This is a genomic window from Planotetraspora silvatica (assembly GCF_016863315.1).
GTDB classification, from domain to species: Bacteria; Actinomycetota; Actinomycetes; order Streptosporangiales; family Streptosporangiaceae; genus Planotetraspora; species Planotetraspora silvatica.
In genome coordinates, this window is sequence record NZ_BOOQ01000059.1 from 36,095 (window position 1) to 60,188 (window position 24,094).

Annotated in this window: 19 protein-coding genes; 9 read left to right on the forward strand and 10 right to left on the reverse strand. The window is 69.8% G+C overall.

Going from position 1 to position 24,094, the window contains the following annotated elements:
- The first annotated feature begins 36 nt into the window (after positions 1-36).
- From Psi02_RS36790 to Psi02_RS36810, 5 genes are all read left to right on the forward strand, one after another.
- Positions 37-1,581, forward strand: coding sequence for an acyl-CoA synthetase (locus tag Psi02_RS36790; RefSeq protein WP_203980488.1), 1,545 nt, complete (start codon positions 37-39; stop codon positions 1,579-1,581).
- Positions 1,571-2,473, forward strand: a complete 903-nt coding sequence (locus tag Psi02_RS36795; RefSeq protein ID WP_373317750.1) for a Zn-ribbon domain-containing OB-fold protein — start codon at positions 1,571-1,573, stop codon at positions 2,471-2,473. Before Psi02_RS36790 ends, Psi02_RS36795 begins: the two co-directional genes overlap by 11 nt.
- 13 nt (positions 2,474-2,486) lie before the next feature.
- A complete protein-coding gene (locus tag Psi02_RS36800) occupies positions 2,487-3,506 on the forward strand; it encodes a thiolase family protein (protein ID WP_203980489.1) in 1,020 nt (339 codons plus the stop codon).
- A 156-nt stretch (positions 3,507-3,662) separates the two neighbouring features.
- Positions 3,663-4,811 (forward strand): thiolase family protein, encoded by a 1,149-nt coding sequence (locus Psi02_RS36805; RefSeq protein ID WP_203980490.1) that lies wholly within the window; start codon positions 3,663-3,665, stop codon positions 4,809-4,811.
- Positions 4,812-4,842: 31 nt separating this feature from the next.
- Positions 4,843-6,447: an acyl-CoA synthetase gene (locus tag Psi02_RS36810; RefSeq protein ID WP_203980491.1), complete on the forward strand. Its 1,605-nt coding sequence runs from the start codon at positions 4,843-4,845 to the stop codon at positions 6,445-6,447.
- 407 nt (positions 6,448-6,854) lie between these two features.
- Here Psi02_RS36810 and Psi02_RS36815 read toward each other — a convergent pair whose 3' ends face one another.
- Together Psi02_RS36815 and Psi02_RS36820 are read right to left on the reverse strand one after the other, a co-directional pair.
- Complete coding sequence (locus tag Psi02_RS36815) at positions 6,855-7,487, reverse strand: LysE family translocator (RefSeq protein ID WP_203980492.1); 633 nt, start codon at positions 7,485-7,487, stop codon at positions 6,855-6,857.
- Positions 7,488-7,532: 45 nt separating this feature from the next.
- Positions 7,533-8,396 (reverse strand): LysR family transcriptional regulator, encoded by an 864-nt coding sequence (locus tag Psi02_RS36820; protein ID WP_203980493.1) that lies wholly within the window; start codon positions 8,394-8,396, stop codon positions 7,533-7,535.
- 85 nt (positions 8,397-8,481) lie between these two features.
- Between Psi02_RS36820 and Psi02_RS36825 the strand changes: the two genes are divergently transcribed.
- Positions 8,482-9,426 (forward strand): threonine ammonia-lyase, encoded by a 945-nt coding sequence (locus Psi02_RS36825; protein ID WP_239095473.1) that lies wholly within the window; start codon positions 8,482-8,484, stop codon positions 9,424-9,426.
- 65 nt (positions 9,427-9,491) lie between these two features.
- Here the strand turns inward: Psi02_RS36825 and Psi02_RS36830 are convergent, their stop codons facing one another.
- The 3 genes from Psi02_RS36830 to Psi02_RS36840 form a co-directional block, all read right to left on the reverse strand.
- Positions 9,492-10,250, reverse strand: a complete 759-nt coding sequence (locus Psi02_RS36830) for an efflux RND transporter periplasmic adaptor subunit (RefSeq protein WP_203980494.1) — start codon at positions 10,248-10,250, stop codon at positions 9,492-9,494.
- A gap of 14 nt (positions 10,251-10,264) precedes the next feature.
- A complete protein-coding gene (locus tag Psi02_RS36835) occupies positions 10,265-12,100 on the reverse strand; it encodes a substrate-binding and VWA domain-containing protein (RefSeq protein ID WP_203980495.1) in 1,836 nt (611 codons plus the stop codon).
- Between the two features lie 591 nt (positions 12,101-12,691).
- Positions 12,692-14,032, reverse strand: a complete 1,341-nt coding sequence (locus Psi02_RS36840; RefSeq protein WP_203980496.1) for a M20/M25/M40 family metallo-hydrolase — start codon at positions 14,030-14,032, stop codon at positions 12,692-12,694.
- A 255-nt stretch (positions 14,033-14,287) separates the two neighbouring features.
- Here Psi02_RS36840 and Psi02_RS36845 point away from each other — a divergent pair, with 255 nt between their 5' ends.
- Both Psi02_RS36845 and ald read left to right on the forward strand, forming a co-directional pair.
- Positions 14,288-15,670: an aspartate aminotransferase family protein gene (locus tag Psi02_RS36845; protein ID WP_203980497.1), complete on the forward strand. Its 1,383-nt coding sequence runs from the start codon at positions 14,288-14,290 to the stop codon at positions 15,668-15,670.
- Positions 15,671-15,742: 72 nt separating this feature from the next.
- On the forward strand, positions 15,743-16,858 hold the full coding sequence (gene ald, locus Psi02_RS36850) for an alanine dehydrogenase (RefSeq protein WP_203980498.1): 1,116 nt from the start codon (positions 15,743-15,745) through the stop codon (positions 16,856-16,858).
- A 39-nt stretch (positions 16,859-16,897) separates the two neighbouring features.
- Here the strand turns inward: ald and Psi02_RS36855 are convergent, their stop codons facing one another.
- From Psi02_RS36855 to Psi02_RS36870, 4 genes are all read right to left on the reverse strand, one after another.
- Positions 16,898-18,310 (reverse strand): tetratricopeptide repeat protein, encoded by a 1,413-nt coding sequence (locus tag Psi02_RS36855; RefSeq protein ID WP_203980499.1) that lies wholly within the window; start codon positions 18,308-18,310, stop codon positions 16,898-16,900.
- A gap of 127 nt (positions 18,311-18,437) precedes the next feature.
- A complete protein-coding gene (locus Psi02_RS36860) occupies positions 18,438-18,638 on the reverse strand; it encodes a hypothetical protein (protein ID WP_203980500.1) in 201 nt (66 codons plus the stop codon).
- Between the two features lie 90 nt (positions 18,639-18,728).
- On the reverse strand, positions 18,729-19,391 hold the full coding sequence (locus Psi02_RS36865) for a response regulator transcription factor (protein ID WP_203980501.1): 663 nt from the start codon (positions 19,389-19,391) through the stop codon (positions 18,729-18,731).
- Entirely contained in the window at positions 19,388-20,542 is a 1,155-nt protein-coding gene (locus Psi02_RS36870; protein ID WP_203980502.1) for a sensor histidine kinase, read from the reverse strand. Before Psi02_RS36870 ends, Psi02_RS36865 begins: the two co-directional genes overlap by 4 nt.
- Before the next feature lie 167 nt (positions 20,543-20,709).
- Here Psi02_RS36870 and ggt point away from each other — a divergent pair, with 167 nt between their 5' ends.
- Positions 20,710-22,539, forward strand: a complete 1,830-nt coding sequence (gene ggt / locus Psi02_RS36875; RefSeq protein WP_239095474.1) for a gamma-glutamyltransferase — start codon at positions 20,710-20,712, stop codon at positions 22,537-22,539.
- On the opposite strand, the gene Psi02_RS36880 is transcribed toward ggt, so the two are convergent.
- Entirely contained in the window at positions 22,511-23,983 is a 1,473-nt protein-coding gene (locus Psi02_RS36880; protein WP_203980503.1) for a flavin-containing monooxygenase, read from the reverse strand. The two genes, ggt and Psi02_RS36880, sit on opposite strands and share 29 nt — an antisense overlap.
- Between the last annotated feature and the right edge of the window lie 111 nt (positions 23,984-24,094).

Genomic DNA, 24,094 nt, shown 5'->3' on the forward strand with positions numbered 1-24,094 from the left:
GGGGGATGTCAGACGACACCGGGCAAGGGAGTTCCGATGGGCTCGCTGGGTTTCTGGAGGCTTGCGCAGGCGGATCCTGGTTGGATCGCCGCGATCGATCCCGACGGCGTCGAGTACACGGGTGGGGAGTTGCTCTCCCGGGCCAACCGGCTCGTCCACGGCCTCCGTGAACTCGGCCTGAAGGCCGGAGACGGGATCTGCGGCCTGATGCCCAACGGCGTGGAGGGGCTCACGCTCTATCTGGCGGCGTTGCAGGCGGGCTGGTACTACACGCCGGTCAACTGGCACCTGACGGGGCCGGAGATCGCCTACATCCTGGCCGACAGCGAGGCGAAGGCCTTCTTCGCCCACGATCGGTACGCCGTGGAAGCCGTCAGGGCCGCGGAGGAGGTCGAGCCCGAGCGCCGGTTCTCCTTCGGGGAGATCGACGGCTTCAGGCCGGTCGCGGACCTCACCGCGGGGCAGCCGGACTCCGCTCCCGAGGACCGTACGGCCGGCGCCACGATGCACTACACGTCGGGCACGACGGGCCGGCCCAAGGGCGTCAGACGGGCCCTCACCGGGCTGGATCCGGACGACTCGGCGGAGCTCATGACGGGGCTGCTGGCGTTGTTCGGCATCACCCCGGGGCCGCCCAACGCGCACCTGGTCACCTCGCCGAACTACCACACCGCCGTGACGCAGTTCGGCGGATCGGCCCTGCACATGGGCCACACGCTGGTCTATATGGACAAGTGGGATCCGGAGGAGACGCTGCGGCTGTGCGCCAGGTACGGCGTGACCAACTCGCACATGGTCCCCACGCACTTCAAGCGGCTGCTCGCGCTGCCCGACGAGGTCAAGTCGAAGTACGACCTCTCCACGCTGCGCTGGATGATCCACGCGGCGGCGCCCTGTCCCGTCCCGGTCAAGTGGGCGATGTTCGAGTGGTGGGGCGACTGCGTCTACGAGTACTACGCGGCCACGGAAGGCGGCGGCACCCTCGCCACCCCGGACGGCTGGAAGAAGCATCCTGGCACGGTCGGCACGTCCTGGCCGATCAGTGAACTGCTCATCGTGGACGACGACCACGAGCCCGTTCCCGTGGGGACCCCCGGCACGATCTACATGAAGATGGGCGCCGGCCGCTTCGAGTACAAGGGCGACCCCGAGAAGACCGCCGCGAACAGACTCAGGGATTTCTTCACCGTCGGGGACATCGGCTATCTCAACGACGAGGGCTACCTGTTCCTGTGCGACCGCAAGGCCGACATGATCATCTCGGGTGGCACCAACATCTACCCGGCCGAGATCGAGAACGAGCTGATGGTCCATCCCAAGGTCGCCGACGTCGCCGTCTTCGGCATCCCCGACGACGAGTGGGGTGAGCAGATCAAGGCGGTCATCGAGCCCATGCCCGGCAACGACCCCGGGCCCGAGCTCGCCGCGGAGATCCTCGGGACGCTCGAAGGCCGGCTGTCGCGGATGAAGTGGCCCAAGACCGTCGACTTCATCGAGGACATGCCGCGCGAGCCGAACGGCAAGCTCCTCAAGCGCAAACTCCGTGACCCGTACTGGGAGGGCCGTGACCGTGCCATCTGAACCGCTGGTCGCCGAGCACGCACTCGAGTTCCCCGGTGGGTACACGCGGACGACGGGGCCGGTGATCGGGCGCTTCCTGACGGAGCTGCGCGACGGCCGCATCGTCGGCGTGCGCACCGCCGAAGGCCGGGTGCTCGTGCCGCCGCTGGAATACGAACCGGAGACGGGGGAGCCGGTGACCGGCGACTACGTCGAGGTCGGCCCGGCCGGAACCGTGATGAGCTGGGCCTGGGTCGAGTCGCCGAGGAAGGGCCATCCGCTGGACCGGCCGTTCGCCTGGGCGCTGATCAAGCTGGACGGCGCGGACACGGCGCTGGTCCACGCGGTCGGCGCCGACGATGCCAAGGCGATGCGCCCGGGGCTGCGCGTCCGTCCCCGGTGGAAGCCGGAGGCGGACCGCATCGGCCACATAACCGATATTTCGTGCTTTGTTCCTGAAGTGACCGCGATGGTCGCGCCCATCCGCATGGAGTACCGCGTCCGGCCGGGCCGGTCGCTCAGCCGATTCCTGGAGGGTGTCCGCGACGGCGTCTTCCTGGCCGGGCGCTGCACGCACTGCGACAAGGTCTACGTGCCCTTCCGGACGTCGTGCCCCGAGTGCGGCTCGGCGATCTCCGAAGAGGTCGAGCTGCCCGACACCGGCACCGTGACCACCTTCGCGATCAACAACCTCCCCGACCCGCGGGCGCCCGAGGTGCCCTTCGTGTCGGCCTACATCCAGCTCGACGGGGCGGACGTCCCGATGATCGCGCTGGTGGCCGACGTGCCCGCACACGAGGTGCGTCAGGGCATGCGCGTCAGGGCCGTCTGGGCGCCGCCGGAGGAACGCACGTTGTCGATGGCCAACATCCGCTGGTTCGCCCCCACGGGCGAGCCGGACGTCGAGCTGTGAGGGGAGGAGCCGTATGCGTGAGGTGGCGGTCATCGCCTTCGCCCAGACCGAGCACACCGACCACGACGAGGGACTGACCGACTTCGAGCTGATCCACCCGGTGATCCAGGAGGTCAAGGAACGGTCCGGCCTGTCGAGGTTCGGGTTCACCTGCTCGGGGAGCTGTGACTACCTGGCCGGTGCGCCGTTCTCCTTCGTCTCCGCGCTGGACGCCCTCGGCGCCTGGCCGCCGATCTCGGAGAGCCACGTCGAGATGGACGCGGCGTGGGCCCTGTACGAGGCCTGGGTGCGGCTCCAGCACGGGGACGTCGACTCGGCGCTGGTCTACGGCTTCGGCAAGTCGTCCATGGGCGACCTCCGGGAGATCATGACCCTGCAGCTCGACCCGTACTATCTCGCGCCGCTCGGTCTCGACCAGGTCTCCTTCGCCGCCCTGCAGGCGAGCGCGTACGGCGCGGGCCGGGCCGAGCTCGACGAGATCGTACGGCGCAGCCGCGCGGACGGCCGGAACAACCCCCGCGCCCTCGACCTCGACGACCCCTCCGGGGAGGAGTTCGCGGTCCAGCCGCTCAGGCCGTACGACGTGGCGCCGATCACCGACGGCGCCGCGGCGATCGTGCTGGCCGCGGGCGACCTCGCACGAGAGCTTGCGGAGCGTCCCGCCTGGATCACGGGCATCGCCCACCGGATCGAGCCCCACTACCTCGGCATGCGTGATCTCACGCGGTCGCCGTCCGCGGAGGCTGCCGGCCGGGCGGCCGGGGTCGGCAAGGGGCCGGTCGACGTCGCGGAGCTGCACGCCCAGTTCAGCCATGAGGAGCTCATCCTCCGCGAGGCGCTCGAGTTGCCGGCGGAGACCGTGGTCAACCCCTCGGGCGGCCCGCTGGCGGCCAACCCCGTCATGGCGACGGGGCTGATCCGCATCGGCGAGGCCGCGGCGCGGATCCTCGACGGCGGCGCGGGCCGTACCGTCGCCCACGCCACGTCGGGCCCCTGCCTCCAGCACAACCTCGTAACCGTCCTGGAGGCCTGAACCCCCATGCCCCCCACTTTTCGCCGTGATCATGCACAGGTTCGTGATCAGGCCGTCCCACCTGCGAAAACCCCTGGCGTGATCATGCGCAAGTTCGCGAATTCACGCCCTGAGCTGGGAAGTCGTCGATCGTGATCATGCAATCGAGGTGCTGCCGTGGGTAACCGTTGTGCCGTCATCGGCGTCGGCCAGACGCGCTACCAGACCAGGCGGCGTGACGTCTCCATCGCCGGCCTGGTCAGGGAGGCCGCCCTCCGTGCACTGGAGGACGCGGGCCTGACGTTCAAGGACATCGACGCCGTCGTGATCGGCAAGGCCCCCGACCTGTTCGAGGGCGTGATGATGCCCGAGGCGTACCTCGCGGACGCCCTGGGCGCGGCGGGCAAGCCGATGACGCGCGTGCACACCGCGGGATCGGTCGGCGGGTCGACGGCGCTGGTCGGGGCCTCGCTCATCCAGGGCGGCGTGCACGACCGGGTGCTCGTCGTCGCCTTCGAGAAGCAGTCGGAGTCGAACGCGACCTGGGCCCTGTCCACGCACCTGCCGTTCAACGCCTCGCTGGTCGTCGGCGCGGGCGGGTACTTCGCGCCGCACATCCGCGAGTACATGCGCAGATCGGCCGCGCCCGACCACATCGGCACGCTGGTCGCGGTCAAGGACCGGCAGAACGCCCTGAAGAATCCCTACGCCCACCTGCGGATCCCCGGGATCAACCGGCAGATGGTCGAGTCGACCCCGATGTTGTGGGAGCCGATCCGCTATCTGGAGACCTGCCCGTCGTCGGACGGCGCCTGCGCGATGGTGCTCGCCTCCGAGGACAAGGTGACCGGGACGCCCGCCTGGGTGCACGGCACGGCCATGCGGTCCGAGCCGATGGCCCGGGCCGATCGCGACACGGTGAGCCCCCAGGCCGGCAAGGACTGCGCGGCAGATGTCTACCGCCAGGCCGGCATCACCGATCCGCGCAGGGAGATCGACGTCGCCGAGGTCTATGTGCCCTTCTCGTGGTACGAGCCGATGTGGCTGGAGAACCTCGGCTTCGCCCCCGAAGGCGAGGGATGGAAGCTCACCGAGGCCGGCAGCACGGCCCTCGACGGCGACATCCCGTGGAACGCCTCAGGCGGCGTGCTGTCCTCCAACCCCATCGGCGCCTCCGGCCTGATCCGGTTCGCGGAGGCGGCACAGCAGGTCAGAGGCATGGCTGGTGAGCATCAGGTCGACGGCGCCCGTACGGCCCTCGGCCACGCCTACGGCGGAGGGGCGCAATTCTTCGCCATGTGGATCGTCGGAGCGCAAAAACCCTGATCGGCCAGGCCCCGGGAGAGAGGTCCCTCGTATGGAGTTCAATCACGCCGACCTTTTCGAAGGGTTCGCGGACACGATCGGGGACCGGGTGGCCGTCGTCTGCGGCGACACCCGTATGACATACGCCGAACTCGACGCACAGGCCAACCGCCTCGCCCATCACCTGGCCGCCCAGGGTGTACGGCGCGGGCAACACGTCGGGATCCAGCTCTACAACGGGCTGGAGTACATCACCGCGCTGCTCGCGGCGCTGAAGATCCGGGCCGTGCCCGTGAATGTGAACTACCGCTATGTCGAGGCGGAACTGGTCTACCTCTATCGCGACTCCGACATCGTGGCGTTGCTGTTCGACGTCGAGTTCGACGGCCGCGTCGCCGCCGCCGCTCCCGAAGCTCCCGCGCTGCGTCACCTCATCGCCGTCGGCGGCGACTCCGCCATCTCGGAGGCCGTGCCGTACGGCGAGGCCCTGGAAGCGCAACCGGCGACGCGAGGGTTCGAACCGCGGACCGGCGAGGACATCTACATCATCTACACCGGTGGGACCACCGGCATGCCCAAGGGCGTGATGTGGCGGGTCGAGGACCTGTTCATGGCGTTCGGCGGGGGCAACCCGTACGGCGCGCCGCTGGAGACGCCGGAGTCGGTCATCGAGCAGGCGCGCAACGCCAACCCGATCGTCATGATGGCCGCGCCGCCGCTGATGCACGGCGCGGCGCAGATGGGGACGTTCCTGTGTTGGTGCATGGGCTCCACCATGGTCTACGTCCGCAAGTTCGACCCGGTCGCCGTGTTGCGGGCGATCGAGCGCGAGAAGGTCCTCAGTATCAACATCACCGGCGACGCGATGGCCCGTCCGCTGGCCGAGGAGATCGCCACCGGGGCGTACGACCTGTCCTCGCTCGCCGTCGTCAGCTCGACGGGGGCGATCCTCAGCGGCACGGTCCGGGCGCGGCTGCAGGAGTTGCTGCCGCACTCGATGATCATGGACAGCTTCGGGTCGACGGAGTCCGGCTTCACGGCGTCGGGAGTCGCGGGGTCGACTCCGGAGGCCGGTCTGAAGTACCAGCCCAAGGCCGATGCGGGCATCGCCGTACTGGACGAGAAGCTCAGGCCCGTCGAGCCGGGCTCGGGAGTCATGGGAATGGTCGCGAGGTCGGGGCGCATCGCCTTCGGGTACTACAACGACCCGGACAAGACCGAGCGGACGTTCGTGACTGACGGCGAGGGCATCAAATGGCTGCTGTCGGGCGACATGGCCATGGTGGAAGAAGACGGGACGATCCAGATCTTCGGCCGGGGCTCGCAGTGCATCAACACCGGCGGGGAGAAGGTCTTCCCCGAGGAGGTCGAGGCGGTGCTGAAGGGGCATCCATCGGTTTTCGACGCCGTCGTCACCGGGATACCGGACGACCGCTGGGGCTCCCGTGTGGCGGCCGTGGTCCAGCCGTATGAGGGGACCGCTCCCGTGTGGGAGGAACTGGACACCCACTGCCGGGAGAGGTTGTCGGGGTACAAGGTGCCGCGAACGTATGCGTTCGTGGAGGAAGTACTCCGGTCGCCGGCCGGCAAGGCCGACTACCGATGGGCCAAGCAGATCGCCCAATCCGCCACCACCCCACCCCCCACCCCGGCGTGATCATGCACAGGTTCGTCCGCATGCCCGTTGGCCAGCGCGAACACCGGCCGTGATCATGCACGGGTTCGGTGGGGTGGCGTCTGGTCAGCGGGTTCTCGGTTCGTGATCATGCACGGATTCGGGGAAACGTCGGCCGACCAGGGGTTTCGTCGTTCGTGATCATGCAATGCCGACTTGCATGATCACGAAGTGTGTACGGCCAGCTGGTCGCGGGTTTGCGCGAATGTGCGCATGATCACGAACTGAATCAGCGCAGGTCGTCCGGCCAATCAGCGAAAGTGTGCATGATCACGGCCGGTGTTTGCGCTGGTCAGGCCGGCAATCTCCGAACCTGTGCATGATCACGCCCGGGGGAGTGGCAGGTCAGGGGGTGCCTCGTCGAACCCGTGCATGATCACGGCGGGTGATCACGCGGATTCGGAGGTGAGGGCGGCGACGGCTCCCAGGCCCAGGTAGACCACTCCGCTGCCCACGTCCAGGCGCCGCCGGGCCCGGGCCGACTGGCGGAGCCGCCCGGCCAGAGCCGACGACAGGAGGGCGTAGCTGCCGTCGCTCGCCATTCCGAGCACGATCCAGATGAGCCCGAGCACCACGATCTGCGGCGCCAGGGGTCCTCGCGACGGGTCGGCGAACTGCGGGAGGAACGCCAGGAAGAAGATCGCCGTCTTGGGGTTGAGCACGTTGACGACGAACCCCTCTCCGAACAGCCGGGACCGGGACGCCCGCCGCATCTCGAAGGGCTCCTCCGCAGCGGAGCGTTTGATCAGCTTGCGGATGCCGAGGTAGACCAGATAGGCCGCACCCAGGTACTTCACGATCGCGAAGGCCGTCGCCGACGCCGCGAGCAGCGCGCTGATGCCGAGTGCCGCGGCGGTCACGTGCACCACCGAGCCGGCGTGGACCCCGAGCACCGAGACGAGCCCCGCCGCCCGGCCTTGGGCGACGCTGCGGGTCACGATGTAGACCACTGCGGGTCCCGGTACCAGGAGCAGAGCGAGGGTCGCGGCCGCGAACAGGGCGAGCGTCGGAATCGGTGGCATGGTCGCGATGGTACGAAGTGACCGCCGGTCCCGGCATCCCGTTTTTCACCTGAGCGCGGCCAGCAGCGCGGCGATGGCGGGGGGATCGGGCGGCTCCCCGTACGTCGCCGCGAACACCCGCCGCGTCGACCCGGGCAGCTCGGTCACCTGGACGCCCGGGTGACGATGCGCCGACAACGCCAGCCTCGGCAGGACGGCCACGCCCAGGCCCGCGGCCACCATGGCCTGGACCGCGACGTAGTCGTCCGTGGTGAACGAGATGCGGGGCTCGAATCCGGCGAGGGCGCACAGATCGAGCAGGTGGGCGCGGCACCGATCGCAGCCCGCGATCCAGCGCGACTCCGCGTGGTCCCGCAGCGCCGTCGCGGGCGGCCCGGAGCCGGGTACGACGAGCAGACTCGGCTCGTCGAGCAGAGGCGTCGTCCGAAGCCCGGCCCCCTCGGCCGCGCCGTGAGGGCCGTACTGGAAGACCACCGCCACGTCCACGTCGCCGGCCCGCAACATGCGCAACGCCTCAGGCGGCTCGGCCTCGGCCAGGCGCAGGTCGAGGCCGGGGTGATCGTGCGCGAGCCGTACGGCCGCCTCGGGGACGAAGGTGCCGAGCGCCGAGGGGAAGGCGGCCAGCCGTACCCGGCCGGCGCGTAACCCGACATGGGCCGCGAGCTCGGCCGAGGCCGAGTCGAGCCGCCCGAGGATCTCGGCGGCCCGTTCCGCCAGCAGGCGGCCGGCCTCGGTCAGCCGGATGCCGCGGCCCACGCGCTGGACGAGCTTCGCCCCGGTCTCCGCCTCCAAGCGGGCGAGGTGGTGGCTGACCGAGGGCTGGGCGTAGTGGAGTTCCCTGGCCGCCGCGGTCACAGAACCGGTCCTCGACACGGCGAGCAGCACCCGCAGCCGTACGATGTCGAGCATGCCGCGAAACCTATCAATGCCATCTATCGATTGACGAGATGACTTCAGTTGGACCTATGCCACGATCGAACGCCACCCTGGGTACGTGACAGAGCTCCGCGACGTGCTGGAAGCCCGGCGGCTGATCGCCGGGCATCTGCCCGAGACGCCCATGTGGTCCTATCCCGTCCTCGACTCGATCGTGGGGGCGCGGGTCCAGGTCAAACACGAGAACGTCCAGCCCACCGGCGCCTTCAAGGTGCGCGGGGGGATCAACCTGCTGGCCCGGATGCCCGACAGATCCCGGGGAGTCGTCGCGTACTCCACCGGCAACCACGCGCAGTCGGTGGCCTACGCGGCCCGGCTGTACGGCGTCGCCTGCTCGATCGTGATGCCGGAGAACCCCAATCCGGCCAAGGTCGCCGCCGTCCAGGCACTCGGCGCCACGGTCACCGTCGCGGGCGCCACCATGGTCGAGGCGGCGGACCACGCCCGCGCGCTGGCCGACGACCAGGACAGACGCCTGATCAGCCCGGCCGACGAGCCGGACATCATCGCGGGAGTCGCCACGCTCTACCTCGAGATCCTGTCCGCACGGCCCGGGCTCGACGCCGTCTTCGTGCCCGTCGGCAGCGGCACGGGAGCGGCCGCCGCATGCCTGGTCGCCGCCGCGCTCGCGCCCCGCTGCCGGGTGATCGCCGTGCAGTCGGCCTCGGCGCCGGCCGCCCATGACTCCTGGGCGTCGAAAGAGCTCGTGACCCGGCCGTGCGAGACCGTGGTGGACGGCCTGGCGACCGGTTCCGCCTTCGCGACGCCCCAGGCCGTCATGCGGGACGGGCTGGCCGACTTCCTGCTGGTCGGCGACGACGACATCCGGCGCGCCCAGCGGATGCTCCTCACCGAGGCCCACACGCTGGCGGAGGGGGCCGGCGCGGCCGCGCTCGCCGGCCTGATGTCCGTACGCGAGGAGTTCGCCGGTCGCGAGGTGGCCGTCGTCTGCACGGGGGGCAACGCCGGACCCGCCGAGCTCGACCGCCTGCTGGCCGCCTGAGACGCCCAGGTCGGGGGCTTGACCGAAGCGGCCCAGGTCAGGGGGCCTGATCGGCGACGCCCAGGTCAGGGGGCCTGACCGAGGTCCTCGCGGGTGGCCTGCTCGACCTCGTGCAGGCTCTGCCGGGTGAGCTCCAGTTCGGAGACGAGGTCGTCCAGGTCACGGGTTCCGCTGTCGGCCGCCGAGGACGTCGCGGTCATCGCCGACACCTCGACCGCCCGGGCGACCAGGCCCTCGAGGTCGATCGCGCCGGACTCGAGCCTGGCGAGCACCTGTGCCCGCGTCGCCGACAACCGGTCATGGACCTGCTGCTGTGACTCCAGCGACGCGATCGACCGGTCCAGGTCGCCCGCCACGTCGGCCGACGCCGACGCGCGCGCCCGCTCGAGCCGTACGCGCTCGGCCTGCAGGAAGCCGGGGTCGAAACGGGCGAGCGCCGAGCCGGTCACCGACGCCTGCCCGGCCAGCCGCCGCAATGTCGCGACCGTGTCGTCGACCTGGGGGCGCATGGCCGCGATCCGGTCGAGGAGAAGCCGGCCCCGCATCGAGGCCGTCAGGTCGCCGAAGCCGTCCGCCGCCCGCTCGGCGCGCCGTAACCACGCCTCCTCCGGACTGCCCTTGGTGACCGGCAACTGCACCGGCTCGGTACGGCTCTCGCCTCCGGCGGCCTGCCACGCCGACGCGAACGACTTGGCCAGCCAAACGGCCACGCCGACGCCGGCGGCGGCGACCGGGTGCACGTTGACGGCCCAGGCCACGCCGCCCGCGGTGGCGCCCATGAGCAGTCCCCAGGGGTCGCGCAGTTCGTCACTGAAGCGGGACAAGGAGGGCTCCTGGCTCAGAAATTGGAGAGCACTGCGGTGAACACCCGATCGATGCTCCCCGGTTCACGGGAGTCGTAGGCCGCGGCGTTGGTGGTCTGCGAGATCTGCTTCAGGACGTCCAGGTCGGCGTCCGCGCCGTACGCGATCGTGAACAGGCGGACGGTGTCCTGTCCCGCCTCCGTGCCCAGGTCGGGGAGGAGGTCGTCGAGGGAGATCGAGTTGTTGTCCTCGTTCTTGCCGTCCGTGAGCAGGACGACGGCGTTGATCGTGTCATCGCTCTGCCGCTTCAGCACGTCCTGGTAGGACGCCAGCGCGGTGTCGTACAGGCCGGTGCCGCCGTTGGGGATGAGGTCGCGGATACGGCTGCGCAGCTCGTCCTTGGCGATCTTCTTCATCGGGACCAGTTGGCGGTAGTCCTTGTTGCCGTCCTGGCGGAGGGAGAACATCCACAGGCCGACCTTGTCGTTCGGCCCGAACTGGGAGAGGGCGTTGACCGCGGCCTGCTTGGCCAGGTCGAGCTTGCTCTTCCCGGTGCCGGGGACCGCCGCCCCCATGGACCCGGACGTGTCGATGACCACCAGGACGTTGGCCGGCTTGCGCAACTCGCCCCAGCTCTTGAGGATCTCGTCCAGCACGTCGGGAGCCGGCACGCTCAGCGTGGTGGCGGGCTCCTTGGGGTCCAGCCCGTTCGCCGCGGTGATGAGGTCGCCGGCCTTCCCGTCGAACGAGCGGAAGGCGTACTTCGCGAACTCGCGCTGGCCGTCCGAACGCAGGTATTTGAGGAAGTCGTCCGCGGCGGCCTTCTTGGCCGGATCGAGCCCGGTCAGTTCGGCGTACGGATGGTCCGATAAGAGTGTGCCCTCCGTGGGATAGATCGCCACGAGCGGGATCTTGGGCTTGGCGTGCTGGCCGAGGGTCTTCGGGTCGCCCGTCGGGTTGCCCTGGTTGTAGTCCCAGACCGACTTCTCCTCGATGGTCACGGCCGAGATGTACGACATGGCCGTGCCGGAGTCATCCGCGTGCTGGAGGTTCGACAGGAACGTCAGCGAGATGTCGCCGTAGTGGACGATCGACCGTTCCACGCCACTGACGAACTTTCGCGTCTTCGCGTTCGCCACGTCCTGCTTCGACAGGTCCCCCGACAACCCCGTCGCGGCGAAATAGGCGCCGATCGTGGCGTTCAGCCCGGAGGTGGAGTAGTTCGGGTTCGTCTTGCCGAGACGGAAGGGACCCCATTCGGGGTGGTCGTATTTCGCCCAGCCCTTCGGATCGTTGGCCAGATCGAGGATCTGCGTCCAGCCGACCTTCTTCGACGGCCAGCCGATCGCCTGGGCCATCGGCTTGGGCATGGCGATGACCAGGGGAGACGTCGCGATTGTGGGGTTCTCCGCCGGGATCGGGCTGGCCTGGTCGCTGACCGCGACCCGCTGTTGCAGCAGGCTGACCCAGCCCGCGCTCGCGGGGGTCCACACGTCCGGCTTCGGGCCGTCCCTGCGGGTGTCCCAGCCGCGCGCAAGTGCCTGCATCGCGTCGCCTGACGCCTTGGAGGTCACGACCACGTCGACGCAGCGGCCGCCGACCTCGCGGCCGTTGTACGCGTCGGCGATCGTGCGCAGGACCTCCGCCTTCTCGCTCGAGGCCACGACGTTCAGCTTGACGCCGTCGTCGCCGCAGGCCGCCCCTTGGGCGCTCGACGATTCTTGCGAGCCTGACGGGTCCTGCGTGTTCGCCGAGCCGCCGGCGTCCGACCCTCCGAAGAGCACGCGCAGTCCGACGATGAGGGCGCCCGCGAGGATGATCGCGATGATGAACGGAGCGAAGCTGCGGCGCTTTTGCGCTGGGGGGTACACGCTTCCTCCACTGGATGAGCATCGGAGAACGAGATTGTCGGCATCTTTCCCGACGTATCGCGATCCACGTTAGTTTCCGATCATCTCGTCCGGCTAACGCATGACCATCCGGTTCCCCCCACCCCTTGGGCGTGATCATGCACACCTTCGGAAGGATGCCCACTGACCTGCTGACATGCTCGCCGTGATCATGCACAGCTTCGGAAAGACGCTCGCCGACCTGCGGATATCCCCAACGTGATCATGCGCGGATTCGGGGAAGTCGCCCCCGGTCGGCCTGAATGCCCGCCGTGATCATGCACAAGTCGTCCGTACGGTGACTGCGGAGGCCGTGCATGATCACGGGATGTGAATCGCCTGGTCGGCGGCATGGCTGGCGAAACCGTGCATGATCACAGAACGCGTTCATGCTGGTAGGGGCGTATTTCCCCGAACCTGTGCATGATCACGACAAGCGTCGCCACAGGTCAGAGGCCGTTCTTCCGAACCTGTGCATGATCACGGCCGGGGGCGTCGCAGGTGGGACGCCCTCCGGCCGAAGGTGTGCATGATCACCCCAAGGTTCTGTTCACCCCGGGTTCTGCTCATCCGTCAGAGGTGGGTGTAGGTGGCGAGGAAGAGGGCTTCGGCCGTGATGATCCGGCGGAGTTCGTCGAGGACCACCCGCTCGTTCGGTGCGTGGATGGAGGCGTCCTCGTCCTCGACCCCGTAAAGAAGGATCTCCGCCTGCGGGTGGAGCGTGGCCAGCTTCGCGACCAGCGGGATCGACCCGCCCTGGCCGACCTCACGCGGCGCGCGGCCGAAGGCCTGCTCCATCGCCTTCTCGATCGCCGCCCGCGCGGGTCCGCCCTCGTCGGCGCGGAAGCCCGAGCCGGTGACGATGTCGGCGAACGACACCTGGACGCCCCAGGGGGCGACCTCCTCGAGGAACGCGGTCACGTCCTTCAGCGCGGTCGCGGAGTCACCCGACGGGGGGATCCGGATCGTGACGCGCGCCCGGGCCACCGCCTGCACCGCGTTGATCGCACCGGACACGCTGGGCACGTCGAGCCCCGTCACGGTGATGGCGTAGGACGCCCAGACCCGGTCGGCGATCGACCCGGAGCCGACCAGGGAGACGCCGTCGAGAACGCCGGCCGTCGCGCGGAACTCCTTCTCGGAGGAGCTCTCGCCGGGGAAGGTCCCCCGGCCCAGGCCCGGAACCCGGACGTCGCCGTTGTCGTCGTGCATCGCGGTCAGCATGCGCATCAGCGCCGACAGGGCGTCCGGGGCCGCGCCGCCGAACGATCCGCTGTGTACGGCGTCGCCGAGCGACCGGACCTCGACCGTGAAGGCGGCCATGCCGCGCAGCATGGTCGTCAGTGCGGGGTCGCCCACCTTCGGGTTGCCGACGTCGCCGATGACCATCGCGTCGGCGCGCACGAGCTCGGGGTCGGACTCGACGAGCGCCTCGAGCCGTTCGCCGGCGTACTCCTCCTGGCCCTCGACGATGACCTTCAGGCCGACGGGGAAGCGGCCCTGGAAGACACGCAGCGCCGCGATGTGGGCGATGAGGCCGCCCTTGTCGTCGGCGGCGCCCCTGCCGTACATCGCGCCGCCGATCAGGGTCGGCTCGAACGGCGGGGTCCGCCACAGGGCGAGGTCACCGGAGGGCTGCACGTCGTAGTGCGCGTACAGCAGCACGGTCGGAGCGCCGGGAGGCGCGGGAGCGGTGGCGTAGACGGCGGGGAAGCTGCCCTCGACGGGGATCAGCTCGACGTGCGGGAGACCGGCCGAGCGCAGCAGCTCCGCGACGGCCGCGGCCGCCTCGTGCACGGGGGCTTCCGGATGCCCGGGAAACGCGACGGACGGGATCGACACGAGCTTCGTGAGGTCCTCGATCGCCTGCGGCATTCCCGCCTCGACGGCCTTTTCGATCTCCGCAGGTGTCACGGCGTTTTCTCCCGAATGTAGGTGGTTTGAGGCGCGCTGGGCCGTTGGGTGAGCCCATTGCACCACATCCCGTGACGCCCCCCGCCCGTACGGCCAGGCCGAGGCGAGAATTGATCCTCACGGATTTCGTTGTGGTTACATGGCGATATCGCGGATTCCGAACTTCTTGGATACTGCAACCACGTAATCACTTGGCAAACTCCGTAAACGGCATGCAGACTGTGCAGAGCACCTATCGCCTGAGGGAAGGTTGCGATGACGCGCCCGGACGTTCTCAAAGCCGCACAAGACAACCTGTGGATGCATTTCACCCGGCACAGTTCCCATGAAGGCACCGAAGTGCCGATGATCGTGAAGGGCGAGGGCGCCTACATCTACGACATTCACGGCAAGCGGTACCTCGACGGCCTCGCCGGACTGTTCGTGGTCCAGGTGGGCCACGGCCGCGCGGAGATCGCGGAGGCGGCCGCCAAGCAGGCCCAGGAGCTGGCCTTCTTCCCGCTCTGGTCGTACGCCCATCCCAAGGCCGCCGAGTTGGCGGCCAGAATCGCGGAGCTCACCCCAGGCGACCTGAACCGGGTCTTCTTCACGACCGGCGGAGGCGAGGCCGTCGAGTCGGCCTGGAAGCTCGCCAAGCAGTTCTTCAAGACCCAGGGCAAGCCCCTCAAGACCAAGGTGATCAGCCGTTCGATCGCCTACCACGGCACCCCGCACGGCGCTCTGTCCCTCACCGGCATCCCCAGCCTCAAGGAGGCCTTCGAGCCGCTGGTCCCCGGCGCGTTGAAGGTCCCCAACACCAACCTCTACCGCGCCGACGAGATCTCCGGCTTCCCCGGCTTCGACAAGGACCCCGAGGCGTTCGGCCGCTGGGCCGCCGACCAGGTCGGCAAGGCCATCGAGATGGAGGGCGCGAACACCGTCGCCGCCGTCTTCGTCGAGCCGGTGCAGAACGCCGGAGGGTGTTTTCCCCCGCCGCCCGGATACTTCCAGCGGCTGCGTGAGATCTGCGACGAGAACGACGTGCTGCTCGTCTCCGACGAGGTCATCTGCGCCTTCGGCCGCCTCGGCACGATGTTCGGCGGCGACAAGTTCGACTACGTTCCCGACATCATCACCTGCGCCAAGGGCCTGACCAGCGGGTACGCGCCCATCGGTGCGATGATCGCGTCCGAGCGGCTGTTCGAGCCGTTCCGGCACGGGGACGAGACGTTCGCCCACGGTTACACCTTCGGCGGCCACCCCGTGGCCTCCGCCGTGGCCCTGGCCAACCTCGACATCTTCGAGCGTGAGGACCTGCTCGGCCACGTCACGACCAACGAGCCGGTGTTCCGCGCCACGCTCGAGAAGCTCCTCGACCTGCCGATCGTCGGCGACGTCCGCGGGGCGGGCTACTTCTACGGAATCGAGCTCGTCAAGGACAAGTCGACCAAGCAGACCTTCAACGACGAGGAGTGCGAGCGGCTGCTCCGCGGGTTCCTGTCCAAGGCCCTGTTCGAAGCCGGTCTGTACTGCCGGGCTGACGACCGCGGTGATCCCGTGGTGCAGCTCGCGCCGCCGCTCATCTGCGGCCCCAAGGAGTTCGACGAAATGGAGTCGATTCTCCGGTCCGTCCTCACCGAGGCCTGGGCCCGTCTCTGACAATCCGCGTGGTACGGCCAGGCGCCCCCGGCGGCGCCGGGCCGTACCGAGAAAGCCGAAAGGACTCATCCCATGAAGATCGGCGTGCCTGCCGAGGTCAAGAACCACGAGTACCGTGTCGCCGCCACCCCGGCGGGTGTGCACGAACTCGTCCGTCACGGACACGACGTCCACGTTCAGCGTGGCGCGGGTCTCGGGTCGCACATCACGGACGAGGAGTACCTCGCGGTCGGTGCCAAGATCCTCGACACGGCCGACGCGGTCTGGGGCGAGTCCGAGATGGTGCTCAAGGTCAAGGAGCCCATCGCCGAGGAGTACGGCAGGCTCCGTGACGACCTCGTGTTGTTCACCTATCTCCACCTGGCCGCCTCGCGGCCCTGCACCGACGCGCTGCTGTCGGCGGGGACCACCGCGATCGCCTACGAGACCGTGCAGGTGGGCAACACCCTGCCGCTCCTCGCCCCGATGTCGGAGGTCGCCGGCCGTCTGGCGCCCCAGGTCGGCGCGTACAACCTGATGCGCTTCAACGGCGGCCGCGGTGTCCTGCCGGGCGGCGTCCCCGGAGTGGCCCCGGCCAAGGTCGTCGTCATCGGCGGCGGCGTGTCCGGCCTCAACGCGGCGCAGATCGCCGTCGGCATGGGCGCCGACGTGACGATCCTCGACGTCAACATCGACCGGCTGCGGTTCATCGACGCGATCTACCAGGGCCGCCTGAAGACGCTCGTGTCCACCGCCTACGCCCTCGAGCAGGCCGTGCTCGCGGCCGACCTGGTCATCGGCGCGGTCCTCATCCCGGGCGCGAAGGCGCCGACCCTGGTCTCCAACGACCTGGTGTCACGCATGAAGCCGGGTTCGGTCCTCGTCGACATCGCGATCGACCAGGGCGGCTGCTTCGAGGACTCGCGGCCGACCACGCACGCCGAGCCCACCTTCACGGTGCACAACTCGATCTTCTACTGCGTGGCCAACATGCCGGGCTCGGTGGCCAACACCTCCACCTTCGCCCTGACCAACGCGACGCTGCCCTACGCCGTCAAGCTGGCGGACCGGGGCTGGCGGGAGGCGCTGCGCGCCGACTCCGCGCTCCAGCTCGGGCTCAACACCCACGCGGGTGTGCTCACGAACGAGCCCGTGGCCGTCGCGCACGGCGTCGCGTTCACCCCGGTCGCCGACATCCTCGCGGCCTGATTCCGTCCGAATCCGCCGGAACGCGTCTGAACCCGTCGACTAGCGCAGGCCGAGGCGCCTGCGCAGGTCGCGGGCCGTCGTCAGCACGTGCTCGACCTCGGTCGGAGCCGGCCATGGAGCCGTGCCCGGCTTCAGCAGGGTCGCCCGCACCGAGCAGAGGTGCTCGACGGCGGGAGCGTGCAGGCCACTCGTCTCGGTCAGCCACATGACCGGGTCGTGCCGCTCGGCCAGCCCGCGCGTGATCAGATCCCACGTGCCGAGGATCTCGATCAGATCCGCGGTGTCGGCCACCGCGTCGCCTCTGCGGCGGCCCGCTGCCACCGCGAGCTCGGCCCGGGCGGTCAGCTCGGGCTCCGTCGGGTGGTCCCAGCTCGCGGCCCGCGCTTCGCACGGCCGGCCCGCCGGCTGCTCGGGCCCGCCGGTCACGGTCTGGAGCGTGCGCAGCTCCGCGGCCGCCCTGTGGTGGCCGGCGGTCGCGGCCTCTGCGAGCCAGTGCCGGCCGCCGTCCAGATCGTGGTGCTCGGCGACGAGCAGGAGGCCGTAGTTGTAGGCCGCCTCCGCGTCGCCCGCGGCCGCCGCCTGCGCGAACCAGTGGGCGGCCGCCGGACGGTCGTCCAGCTCGACGCATACGAAACCCGCCATGCGCTGGCCGTCGACGCGACCGGCGTGCGCCGCCCGCTCGAACCAGGCCCGTGCCGTACGGAGATCGCGCTTGGCCAGCGAGAGGCCGCCGAGCGCGAAGGCCGCGCGGGGGTGGTTCTGCCAGGCGGCGAGCCGATAGAGCGTCTCGGCGGCCTCAGGGTCGCGGGCGGCGTGGAGAAGCAGGCCGAGGTGGTAGGCCGCGTCGGCGTGACCCGCCCGTCCCGCGTACTCCCACCAGTGACGCGCCTCGCTCTCGTCGCCCGCCGAGTAACCGAGGAAGCCCAGGTCGTAGGCCGACTCCAGCTCGCCTTCGATCGCCGCCCTGCGGTGCCAGTCGCGCGAGCCGAGGGTGTCTCCCATGTCCTCGCAGAGCAGCGCCAGCCGCCGGGCCGCCACGCATGAGCCGTCCGCGGCCGCCCGCTCGAACCAGCTCCGGGCGCCCGCGACGTCGCCGCGGCGCTCCAGGAGCAGCGTGGCCAGGTAGATCGCGGCCTCGGCGTCGCCGGTCGTGGCGGCCAGCTCGAACCAGCCCACGGACTCTTCCGTCGTGCCGTGCCGCTGGTGCCACAGGCCCAGGTTGAACGTGCTGTCGACGTTGCCCATCCGGGCGGCCCGCTCCCACCAGTGCCGGGCGGCGGACCGGTCACCGCGCTCGGCGTAGAGGCGGCCGAGACGGTGCGCGGCATCCGGGTCGCCCGCCCGGGCCGTCGAGAGCAGCTTCGCCTCGAAGGGATCCGCGGGCTCCGGGCTGCGCGGGACCGGGACGTCAGGCCACGGGACCGCCGCCTGCATAGCTCCCAGTGTTGTCATGGGAGCCAGGGTGGCACGTGATGTTGTGACTACGGAGCGTAATTAAGAAGTCCTTTGTCAACGGGCCCCGGCGGGCCCGCTGGACATCTCCCGTGATATCTCTCGCGATGACAGGCGCGGACGGCCCTCAGTGGACGAGGGCCAGGTCGTCGAGAGTGCCGGACTTCGCGGCCTCCACGATCGAGCCGAACTGGTCGAGGCTCATCTCGACCCGCTGCCCGAAGTCGTCGGTGATCACGACTTGCCGCTCGGCCGGCGCCGATAGATCTACGAAGAGCTCGGGGCAGCCACAGCTGCAACTGCCGCAGAATCGTGCGATGGACTTCACGCGGTCCTCCTCGAACCAGGGCTTTCCCGCAACGTAACGTGGCGGTCCGGGGGCGACCAGTAACACTTCGCTCACCCCGGCGCCCGCGGGTCAGAGCCAGCCGGGCTTGACCAGGCCGGACTCGTAGGCGATGACGACCAGTTGGGCCCTGTCCCGGGCGTGGAGCTTCGTCATCGCCCGGCTGACGTGGGTCTTGGCCGTGGCGGGGGACATGAAGAGCCTGCCGGCGACCTCGTCGTTGGTCATACCGGTGCCGACCAGCGACAGGACCTCCCGCTCCCGATCGGTGAGCACGTCGAGGCGGCGGCCGACTCCGGGCTCCTTCGCCCTGGAGGCGTACTCCGCGATGAGCCGGCGGGTGACACCGGGGGACAGCAGCGCGTCGCCCGACGCCACCACCCGGACGGCCTGGATCAGCTCGGCGGGCTCGGTGTCCTTGACCAGGAAGCCGCTGGCCCCGCCTCGAAGGGCCTCGAAGACGTACTCGTCCAGCTCGAACGTGGTCAACATGATGATCTTCGTGGCGTCGAGCTCGGCGTCCTCGCCGATGCGGCGGGTCGCCGTGAGGCCGTCCATGCCCGGCATGCGGATGTCCATCAGCACCACGTCCGGCCGCAGTTCCCGGGCCAGCCGCACGGCCTCCGCCCCGTCGGGGGCCTCACCGACGACGGTCATGCCCTCCTGCGCGTCCAGCAGGGCGCGGAAGCCGGCCCGTACGAGAGCCTGGTCGTCCGCCAGCAGCACCTTGATCACATGGACTCCATCGCCGGGTCGTCGGGCAGGGGAAGGACGGCCTCCACACGGAAACCTCCACCGGGCAGGGGCGCGGCGTTCAGCGACCCGCCGAGCGCCGCGGCCCGCTCACGCATGCCGGGGATGCCGTTCCCGCTGCCGAGGCCGGAAATCGCGGGAGCCGCCCCCGCACCGTCGTCCTCCACGACGATGCCGAACTCGCCGGGGCCGTATGAGACGCGGACGGTCACGCTGGCGCCGGGGGCGTGCCGGGAGACGTTCGTCAGCGACTCCTGGACGATCCGGTAACCGGCCCGGTCGGTTCCCGCGGGAAGCCGCCGGACGGATCCGGTGATCTCCACCGTGACCGGGAGGCCGCTGCGCTTGGCCAGCTCGCCCAGGTGATCCATCCCGGCTGTGGGCGAGCGGGGCGCGCCCTCCCTGAGCAGGCTCAGGACGCCGCGCATCTCGGTGAGGACGTCCTTGGACGCCTGTTTGATCGTGGTGAGCGCCGTTCGTGCCTGCTCGGGATGTTCGTCGAGCAGGTGCAGGGCGGTGGCCGCCTGCACGTGGATCAGCGAGATGTTGTGCGCGAGCACGTCGTGGAGCTCCTGCGCCATGGTCAGCCGCTCCTCGCTGGCCTGGCGCCTCGACTCCTCCCGCGCCACGCGCTCACGCTCGGCGAGGCGCTCCCTCCGGATCCGGACGAACTCCGAGACCGTCATCGTGAGCAGCAGGAACGCCGCGAACGCGGTGTCGTGGAACCAGCCGCGGGGGTTCGGGATGAGCCAGCCGGCGTACACCACAATGAACAGGAAGAAGGCGGCCGCTCCCAGCCAGGCGGCCCGCCGGCGGCCTGACGTCACCGCGGTGAACAGGGTGATGACCAGGCTGAGGAAGACCGGCCCGTAGGAGAAGTCGAAAAGGAGGTAGACGCAGGTCGCGACGAGCGTGACGACCATCGCCGCGACCGGGAGGCGGCGGCGGGCGGCGATGACCAGGGGACCGGCGAGCAGCAGCGCGTATCCTCGCCAGTCCAGCGGCGCGCGGCCCAGATCGGCGATCGAGAGCTGCACGTGCTGGGCGCCAATCGTCCCGGCGACCTGGATCACGCCGACGACGACGGGCAGGACGAGATCGACCCGGTGGAGCCATTGGGACCTGGAGCGCACATCACGCACGCTAGGCCATCCGGTTGACCAGCACATCCTCCTGGCGCGGCACCGCCTCGTACGACGGGAGGAGTAGCCCCGGCCCTCGTCCGGATGTGGACATTTCCGTACAGGATCTGACGTCGTCAGTCATGCTGGAGTGATCGCCCACGTCGTGGAGGTCGCACATGAGGAGCGCAGTCGTCGCGCCGCTGGGGCTGGTCATGCTGATCGGCCTGGTGGCGCCGCCCGCCCAGGCCGAGGGGGATCGTCACCCCGCGGAGACGACAACCTCGTGGCAGGCCCCGTCCTCCGTCAAGAAGCCGGTCGCCGAGGGGTACGGCGGTGCCGTGGCCACCGTGGACCTGGATGCCAGCAAGGCCGCGCTCGACGTGCTCAGGCAGGGCGGCAACGCCATGGACGCCGCCGTCGCGGGGGCCGCCACGCTCGGAGTGACCGAGCCGTACTCGGCCGGCCTGGCGGGCGGCGGCTTCATCGTCTACTACGACGCCAGGGCGAAGCGGGTCACCACGATCGACGGCAGGGAGACCGCGCCGAAGGCGATGACCTCCTCCGTCTTCGAGGGCATCCCCTTCGCGGACGCCGTCACCAGCGGCCTTTCCGTCGGCGTTCCCGGAAGCGTCGCGCAGTGGGACCTCGGGCTGCGCCGGTTCGGCACGTTGTCCCTCGGCCAGGCGCTGCGCCCGGCGATCGAGACGGCCAGGGACGGCTTCGTCGTGGACCAGACGTTCTATGACCAGACCGTGCAGAACGCGGCCCGGTTCGCCGACTTCACCACCACGTCCGCCCTCTACCTGCCCGGGGGACAGCCGCCGCCGGTCGGGTCCGTCTTCCGCAACCCCGACCTCGCCAGGACCTACACCGAGCTGGCCAAGCGCGGCCCGTCCTGGGTGTACGGCGGGGGCCTCGGCGCCGAGATCGTCGCGACGGTCAAGAAACCGCCCGTCACCCCCGGCTCGACCCGCGTCGTCAGGCAGGGCCTGATGGAGCTGGCCGACCTCAAGGCGTACCGCGCGCTCGAACGACGGCCCACGAAGGTCTCCTACCGGGGCCTCGACGTGTACGGCATGGCGCCCCCCTCGTCGGGTGGCTCGACGGTGGCGGAGGCGCTCAACATCCTCGAAGCGGTGCCGAGCCTCGGACGGCGTGTGGGGCTGCACGAGTACCTGGAGGCCTCGCGGCTGTCCTTCGCCGACCGCAACGCCTACGTGGGGGACCCGGCGTACGTGGACGTGCCGCTCGACGGCCTGCTGTCCGACGCCTTCGCCAAGGAACGGGCCTGCCTGATCGGCGCCACGGCCATGCCGAACCCCGCCCTGCCCGGCTCGCCCGACGGCGCGTACTCACGGTGCTCCGGCGCCGGGCCCACCGGGCCTGCCGCCGCTCCGGACAAGGCCGAGGGGCCGGAGACGACCCACCTCGTGGTGACCGACCGCTGGGGGAACGTGGCGGCCTACAACATCACGATCGAGCAGACCGGCGGCGCCGGGATCGTGGTGCCGGGCCGCGGGATCCTGCTGAACAACGAGATGACCGACTTCACCTTCGGTCCCGCGCCGGGCGACCCCAACCTCCCGGCGCCCGGCAAGCGGCCGCGCTCGTCGATGGCCCCCACGATCGTGCTGAAGGACGGCAGGCCACTGCTGGCCGTGGGCTCGCCGGGCGGCGCGACGATCATCACGACCGTGCTGCAGATCCTCGTCAACCGGTTCGACTTCGGGATGACCCTGCCGCAGGCGATCGCCGCGCCCAGGGCCTCGCAGCGGAACACGCCGACCACGCAGGCCGAGCAGGCTTTCATCGACCGGTACGGCCCGCAGCTCACGGCGCTCGGCCACTCGTTCTCCCTGGTTCCCGGTCCGCCGGTGGGGGAGATCGGCGCGGCGACGGGTCTGGAGTTCCTCGGCCACGGCAAGATCCAGGCGGTGGCCGAGCCGCTGCGGCGCGGAGGGGGCAGCGCGCTGGTGCTCAGCCCCTCGCCCGGGAAGGACCGATGAGCTCGTAGACCTCGGGCTTCACCTTCCGGGTCCTCGCCCAGTACTCGAAGGTGAAGCCCGGCCAGGTGGCCCGGTTCCTGCCGTGCTCGTCGAGATACCAGCTCGTGCAGCCGCCCTTGTGCCAGACGAGGCGGTCGAGCCGTCGCTGGAGCCGTTCGTTGTAGGTCCGCTGCGCCTCCTCCCGGACGTCCAGAGCCCTCGCTCCGGTCCGGGAGAGCAGGCGCAGGCAGTCCATGACGTACCGGACCTGGGCCTCGATCATGAAAACGACCGAGGTGTGGCCGAGACCGGTGTTGGGCCCCAGGAGGAAGAACAGGTTGGGGAAACCGGCGGTGCTGACGCCGAGGTAGGCCTCGACCCCGTCCCGCCAGGCGTCCTGGATCTTCAGGCCGTTCCTGCCGACGATCCGCTGGTCGTTGAGAGCGTCGACGACCTTGAACCCGGTGCCGTAGACGATCACGTCCACCTCGTGCTCGGCTCCGGTGGCGTCGATGATCGACCGCTCTTTGATCTCCCGGATGCCGTCGGTGACGACCTCCACGTTGTCCCTGGTCAGGGCGGGATAGTAGTCGCTGGACAGCAGGATGCGCTTACAGCCGATCGTGTAGTCGGGCGTCAGCTTGGCGCGCAACACCGGGTCGGCGACCTGGCGGGCCAGATGCCGTTCGGCCACCCGTTGCTGGACCTTCATCAGGGCGGGATCCACCGTGAAGCCCAGGGCGCGGGTCTCGAGCAGCCAGTAGATCGAGTTCCGTACGGCTCTCGCGGCCCCCGGAACGCGCAGCGCCCGCCGCATGCGGTCGGACACGGCGACGTCGGGCTTGGGCTGGACCCACGGAGGAGTGCGCTGGAACACGTGGAGCCGGGCGGCCTGCTCGGCGACGACCGGAACGAACTGGACGGCCGAGGCCCCCGTTCCGATGACGGCCACCCGCTTGCCGTTCAGATCGACGGAGTGGTCCCACTCGGCCGAGTGGAAGGCCGGGCCGGTGAACCGCTCACGTCCAGGGATTTCGGGGAACGACGGGATGTGCAGGGCGCCGACGCCCGACACGACGGCGTTGGTCTCGAAGGACTCTCCGTCGGCGGTCGAGACCCGCCACCTCTGCCGCTCGTCGTCGAACTCCAGCATGCTGACGGCCTTGCCGTAGCGGATGTGCGGTGCGAGGCCGTACCTGCCGACGCATGCGCGGAGGTAGTCCCAGATCTCCTCGCGGGGGGAGAACAGCCGCGACCAGCCGGGGTTGAGCTCGAAGGAGAAGGAGTAGAGGGGAGAGGGGACGTCGCAGGCGCACCCGGGATAGGTGTTCTCCCGCCAGGTCCCGCCGAGGTCGTCCGCCTTCTCCAAAATCACGAAGTCGTGCCAACCGGCCTCTTTGAGCTTGATCGCCATGCAGAGGCCCGCGAAACCCGAGCCGATGATCGTGATGGCCGGACGTGGCATGTGGTCTCCCCGGCGACGGGCGGCGTTCGAGTCGAGTCAACGAACTCATCGACCAAAGTAGTCACCGAGGGTCGGCGGGTCCATACCTGATCACTGCTTCACACCGGCCCG